3 protein-coding genes are annotated in these 4,146 nt (G+C 68.1%); all 3 read right to left on the bottom strand.

Annotated features, from left to right (window positions below):
• Window positions 1–875 (bottom strand): TIR domain-containing protein (locus RKP46_RS11890; RefSeq protein ID WP_311106833.1); only part of this gene is annotated, 875 nt, incomplete at its 3' end.
• A gap of 227 nt (window positions 876–1,102) precedes the next feature.
• Window positions 1,103–2,623 (bottom strand): methyl-accepting chemotaxis protein, encoded by a 1,521-nt coding sequence (locus RKP46_RS11895; RefSeq protein ID WP_311106834.1) that lies wholly within the window; start codon window positions 2,621–2,623, stop codon window positions 1,103–1,105.
• 657 nt (window positions 2,624–3,280) lie between these two features.
• Window positions 3,281–4,146 (bottom strand): SUMF1/EgtB/PvdO family nonheme iron enzyme (locus RKP46_RS11900; protein ID WP_311106835.1); only part of this gene is annotated, 866 nt, incomplete at its 5' end.

Consider the following 4,146-nt stretch of genomic DNA (forward strand, 5'->3'; position numbering starts at 1 on the left):
CCTTTGCCTTCTGCCGCGCGCAGCGCTTCGTACGCCAGGTCGAGTTCCAGCCGGCGCAGCAGCGTGCTCTTGCCGCAGCCGGGCGGGCCGAGAACGACGAGTGCCGGCGCGTCGGCCGCGGCCGCGAGCACCTGGCGCAGATCGTCGAAGCTCTGCGGCTGCGCCTGCCAGCGCATGCCCTGCGCGTCCTGCCCCTGGTCGAGCAGCAGCGTCAGCCGCGTGAAGCGCCTGTTCAGCGCGTAGCGCGGCTGCGACCATTCGGCAATGCGCGCCAGTCGGTAGTCGCTCAGCGTGCGCGGCGAAGCGGCGAGGATCTCGTGCAGCACGGCTTCGCTGATTTCCGGCAGCTCGCCGCCGTCGATGATCGCCCGGCGCAGCCCGCTCAGCGGAGCGCGCGCAACGCCGGGGAAAGCCGGCGGCGCCGATGCGGCAGCGCCCGGGAATGGCGGCGCCGTCGGCGGCTTGCGCCGCCCGCGTTCGACTCCGGCGAGCAGCTTCGCGCGCGCTGCCACCTCGTCAGCACCGACCAGATCGAGGTAGACGATGGCAGCGAGCAAGCCATCCGGCCGACAGTCGCGCACGCGCACCGGCAGCAGACGCTGGCGACCCGCCGCGAAAGCGCCTGTCCATTCGGCCTCGGTGAAGCCCGAAGCGAAGTAGGCCTCCGACAACACGGCAATCGTGCGCTCGGCGGTCTGCAGCGCGCGCTGCATCGCGCTGACGAAATTGCTCCCCGGGTCGAAGTCCCACGCCTGAATCAACGTCTTGTAGCCCGCGTCTTCGAGCTGCCAAGCAATCCACTCGGCCCACGCGCGGTCGGCCTGCGTGTAGCTGACGAAGAAGTCGATCGGCGGCGTCGCGGCGCTGGAAGTCATCGTGGGCTCGGGCTGGGCGGTAGGCGGAAAGCCGAGAAACTGGCCAGCGCTGCGCGCTGCTCGGCAATGCCGTCCGGTATCGTCCGCTCTCGGCGAGCGATGCCGGGAGCGATGATATTAGCCCAAAATACCCGTGCTGCGGAGAGGACCGCCAGGCCAGTCGCGCGTCATCGCGCGATCGTCAGCGGCGCGACGACCAGCGCGGCACCGCGGCCGCCGGCAGCAGCTCAGCCGGCGACGTGCGCCTTGCGACCAAGGTGGAAAAAGTCCATCAGCTCCTGCAACTGTACGGCCTGCGCGCCGAGTTCTTCGGCCGTCGCGGCGAGTTGCTCGGAGGCCGAAGCGTTCTGCTGCGTTGCCTGGTTCAAGTGGCCCATCGCGCTGCTGATCTGGCCAACCCGCGTGGACTGCTCGTGCGACGCAGCGGCGATTTCGCGCACGAAGTCGGACACCTTGCGGATCGACGGCACCATTTCGACGAGCAGCGCGCCGGCGCCTTCCGCGAGGCCGACCGAATCACGCGCCAGCCTGCCGATTTCCTGCGCGGCAACCTGGCTGCGTTCGGCGAGTTTGCGCACCTCGGCGGCAACGACGGCGAAGCCCTTGCCGTGCTCGCCGGCGCGCGCCGCCTCGATCGCTGCGTTGAGCGCCAGCAGATTCGTCTGGTAGGCGATGTCGTCGACGATGCCGATCTTGCCGGCGATGCTCTTCATCGCCTCGACCGTGCGAGCCACCGCCGCACCGCCCTCGCCCGCCTGCCGCGCAGCGCTCGCGGCCATGCCCTCGGTGACTTTGGCGTTCTCGCTGTTGCGCACGATCGCGGCGCTCATCTCTTCGATGCTGGCACTCGTTTCCTCGGCCGCCGCCGCCTGCTCGCTGGTCGACTGCGAGAGCGAAACGGCGGTGGACGACACCTGGCCGGAGGCGTTCGATACATTGTCGGCGGCGGCGAGCACTTCGCCGATGATCGTGCCCAGCTTGCCGACCATCGCCTGCATCGCCGTCAGCAACTGGCCGAGTTCGTCCTTGCCATCCGCCTCGATGCCGACCGACAGATCACCCTCGGCGAGCGCGCCGGCAACCCGCAGCGCGCTGTCGATCGGTCGCGTGATCGAAAGGCAAATCCAGGTCGCCAGCACGCCACCGAGCAAGACCGCCGCCGCGGCCAGGCCGGCGATCAGCACGTGCGTCGAGGCGACCAGCCCTTCCGCTCGCCGGCTGACCCCCTCGGCGCGCTCATTCTGCTGCCCGACGAAATCGCCGATGGCTTTCAGATAAGCCGCTTGCGCCGGACGATAGTGCTTGCCGAAATGGCTGACCGCCGCCTCCCATTCCTTCGCCTTGATCATCTCCTGCAGCTTGCCGGACATCGCGTTCGACGCCGCCCGCGCCTGCACGATCGCCGCCAGCGCTGCCTTGCCCGCCTCGCCATCGCGCAAACCGGCGAGCGTGTCGATGATCTCGGTCGCCCGTTTGCTCGCTGCCGCGCGTTGCTCGAGTTCGTTGTGACTCGCCTCGTCGTTGCGCAGAATCAACATGTTCAGGCGCGACGCGGCAGCCACATGCACGATGTCGTTCAGCTCGTTGGCCAGCCTGACTTTCCGGTTCTTGTCTTGGACCAGATCGCTGATCTCGGCCTGCAGGTCGCCAACACGCTTGAAGCCGATCCCGGCGACGCCAAGCAGCAGGATGAGTACGGCAGCGAAGGCAGCTCCCAGGCGGGTACCCAGATTGAGATTGCGGAACATCGATATCTCCCCCGGTCAAAGAACGCGAACACACCCGCCGCGCAGCAACGGCGGCAGGCGATAAACGCGCTACGCCCGAGACCGGGAGCCAACCCCCCGGCAAAAAGGGCACGCCAGCCAGCAAAGGCGACGACGAAGGCGAAGCCGCTCGATGCCGGCACGCTCAAGCCGCGGACTGGACGGCCAGGCCGAAACTTCAGCCAGCCGGCGTGCACGGACTACGCCGCTTCACCGGCTCTCGCCTTCCGTTCGCGGGCGTCTCCGGCTCTGCCGGGAGGGCTCCACACGCCATGCTCGCTGCTCGCCCGGCGGCGGGGAAAACCGCCTTTTCCCCGCCGCACCGGCAGCCCAACGGTGTCAGCCGGCGCCGCCCCCAGCCGTAGCGCTCACCGAACAAGCGTAACGAGACCAAGGGGCTTGCACCATCCGTAGTTTTTCGGAAAGCTCAGTGGAAACACGCAGAAAATCGCCCGCAACAAGGCCGGTGCCCGCCCTCCGAGGCAAATTGGCTCTCGCCGCGCGCCGTTCGCGAGTGAGTAAAGCCGACGCGCGTCGTTCATACCGGCGCGGGCGCTACGCGCCCGGTAAAAAGCCGAAAAGCGGAAAAGCGACGCCGCTGCGCGGCGACAGAGGAGCAGAAGATCAGAAAATCAGTGATCAGCGTTCCGGTGGGCAGCGGTCCAAAAGGATGGGGGACACACACACCACCCGAACGCCAAGGACGTTGATGCGGAGCCCGGGATGGTTGAGGAGGCGGTAAGCACAGCGCGCGAGGCCGCGGTAGTTGAACCAGCCGCCGCCGCGCACCACGCGCCGGGCATCTGCCTGATCCGGGTCTTCCCGCTCGCGATCGGCGGTGTACGGATAAGGCTGGTACGCGCTGCTCGTCCACTCCCAGACGTTGCCGCTGATGTCGGCCAGTCCTTCCGGCGTGTCGCCACGCGGAAAGACGCCCACCGGCGTCGTCCCGCGCACATGCGTTTCGAAGGTGTTTGCCCGCGCCGCGTCGAAGTCGTCGCCCCACGCGTAACGCCGGCCCTCTTCCCCGCGCGCCGCCGCTTCCCACTCGGCTTCGCTCGGCAGCCGCCAGGTCTGACCCGTCTGCGCCGACAGCCAGACGCAGTACGCACGCGCTTCGTACCAGCAAATGCCGACCACCGGCTGCGCCGGTTCGTTGTACGCCGGGTCATTCCAATACGCGGATTGCGTCTGGCGGCCGGATGGAAACGAGCGGTCAAGCACTTCCTCGAATTCGCCGTCGGACATTGCGCACCAGTTCTCCCAATCCTCCAACTGTTGCGAAGTCATGCGGCCTTCGGCCGGCATTCGGCGCACCGCCGCCAGATTGCTCTGCACCCACCGCCTGTTGTCGCGCCACTGCTGCTTCGGCCCGTCGGCCGTTCCCTCGCCGCGTCGCCAGGCTTGTGCCGCTTCGCCCTGCCACCAGCGCTCGTCGTCGTAGCCGCCAGCTTCGATGAACAGCCGCCACTCGGCGTTGCTCAGCGCAAAGCGGGCAATGGCGA

It is taken from the genome of Accumulibacter sp., from assembly GCF_031732815.1.
GTDB lineage: Bacteria > Pseudomonadota > Gammaproteobacteria > Burkholderiales > Rhodocyclaceae > Accumulibacter.

Excerpts from the sequence above, each read along its gene's own strand:
- RKP46_RS11895 (WP_311106834.1), bottom strand. The coding sequence starts at position 2,623 with ATGTTCCGCAATCTCAATCTGGGTACCCGCCTGGGAGCTGCCTTCGCT.